The following is a 1,903-nucleotide window of genomic DNA, read 5'->3' on the forward strand; positions in this document are numbered from 1 at the left end:
GCGAACCGTCATGGATCAAGGGTAAGAAACGTGATCGCTTCTTGATCGCCGAATGATCACCGCAGCGTAGCGATCGGCCGCCAGACAGATTCACTGGGCCAGCAGCTTCACGCTGCTGGCCCAGTGAATCTGTATCAAGCCGCGCCGGCCTAAGCGATTCCGATCCGCCTTAGCTGCCCCGACGTTGAAGACACCCCGCGGCCCTTCGGAATCCGTGTTGTTCGTTTCGGCGGCGAGTCTATTCCACACATAGCATCGATACCGCCAGATGTCGATGAATTCGGCCTGCATTGCATCAGGATCAAGCGACATACCGACGACACAGCCTCGCACTCGCGATACCGGGCACGTGCGAACCTACCCGGCCCGCGGCACCGTTTCCAGAAGAGAAGCAGCGTCGATTTAGGCAGCGAACGTTTGCGGCATGATCGGCGCCATTGATGGGTCAAGCACGTGTCCGCTTGAACAATACGCGCCCCAGTCTTCCATCATGAGCCGCCGTCTTTCGAGTTGATCGCGACGCCGATAAGCCGCTATCGTCTGCGAAGTAATGATGTGCGCCAAGGCTTCCTCCGCCAAAGAATCCGGATAGTCAGTGCATTCGGCGACCCAGTCACGAAATGTCGACCGAAAACCGTGCACGGTGATGCCGGAGTACGACATGCGTTTCAGCAGGGACAGCATCGCCATGTTCGACAGTGGGCGCCCTTCCGTGCAACCGGGAAACAAATATCCATACTTCGCCTTCGGCAGCGCACTGCGTACAATCTCGACGGCCCGCTTGCAAAGCGGCACGCGCAGCGGCCGACCGCTTTTCGTGCGATCTCCCGGAATACTCCAGACGCGGTTGTCGAGATCAAACTCTTCAACCCGCGCAAACCGCGCCTCGTTCGTGCGAGTCGCCGTCAGGACAAGCAAGTGCAACACTCTTGCCGCCCGTCGCGGGCGTTGTTCCAATTCCTGAATGAATGTGGGGAGGTCTTCCCAAGGCAACGCAGCGTGATGCCGAACCTGCGAGCGCTTCTTCGAGCGCGGCAATACCAATTGCAGATGATCAACGTATCGGGCCGGGTTACTGCCGGTTCGGTGGCCCATCACGGTCTCCGCGTCCAGGATCGCCTTGATGCGCCCCCGCACACGGCGCGCCGTCTCTGCCTTTGTGGTCCAAATCGGCTGCAGAATGCGGACAATCATCGCTGTGTCGATGTCGCGCACACGCACATCGCCGATGATGGGATAGGCGTAAGTCTTGAGCGTATTGCCCCATTGCTGACTGTGCTTCCGGTTTCGCCACTCCGGTTCGTGCGCTCGAATGAACGCATCAGCTGCCTCACGGAACGTCACGTTGGCATCGATGGAGATGTCGAGCAATCGGCGGCGCTGCTCTTCGCGCCGCGCGAGGATGGGGTCGATCTGGTCTCGAACCATCTCGCGGTACTGAGTAGCCAGCTTTCGCGCTTCACCAAGCGAGACTCGTGAAAGCGGTCCGAGGCCCATTTCGCGCACTCGCCTGTCGAGCGTGAAGCGAAACACCCACGAGCGAGCGCCACTGCCGGCAATCTGCATGAAGAGGCCACCGCCGTCCGCGTAATGTCCCGGATCCACCGCCTTCGCGACACGCAGCGCGCTAAGCCGATGCAATTGTCGTCCTGCCATGCCGCCCTCCTTTCCTACCCACAAAACCCATGTCGCTACCCATGTTTCCTGAGGAAATTGTGGGGGACGCAGCCGGACGTCGCAAGCATCCCGTTACCCACAAAACCCCGCAAAATCATGGGCTTGCGGACTTTCAGAGGAAGCTCAAGGAACGCCGCGGAAGCGCGGCATGGCGGAAGGCAGCCGGAGTCGAACCGACCCGGGAGTGTCTGACACCCCCAACCGGGTTTGAAGCCCGGCCGTACCA

Annotated in this window: 1 protein-coding gene; it reads right to left on the reverse strand. The window is 60.2% G+C overall.

Annotated elements, in window-relative coordinates; genetic code table 11:
* Positions 1-402: 402 nt before the first annotated feature.
* The gene (locus DIE22_RS37710) at positions 403-1,656 is read right to left on the reverse strand and encodes a site-specific integrase (RefSeq protein ID WP_124607543.1); all 1,254 of its coding nucleotides are present in this window, start codon (positions 1,654-1,656) and stop codon (positions 403-405) included.
* Positions 1,657-1,903: the final 247 nt, after the last annotated feature.

The sequence above is a fragment of the Burkholderia sp. Bp9142 genome (assembly GCF_003853415.1).
Classification (GTDB): Bacteria; Pseudomonadota; Gammaproteobacteria; order Burkholderiales; family Burkholderiaceae; genus Burkholderia.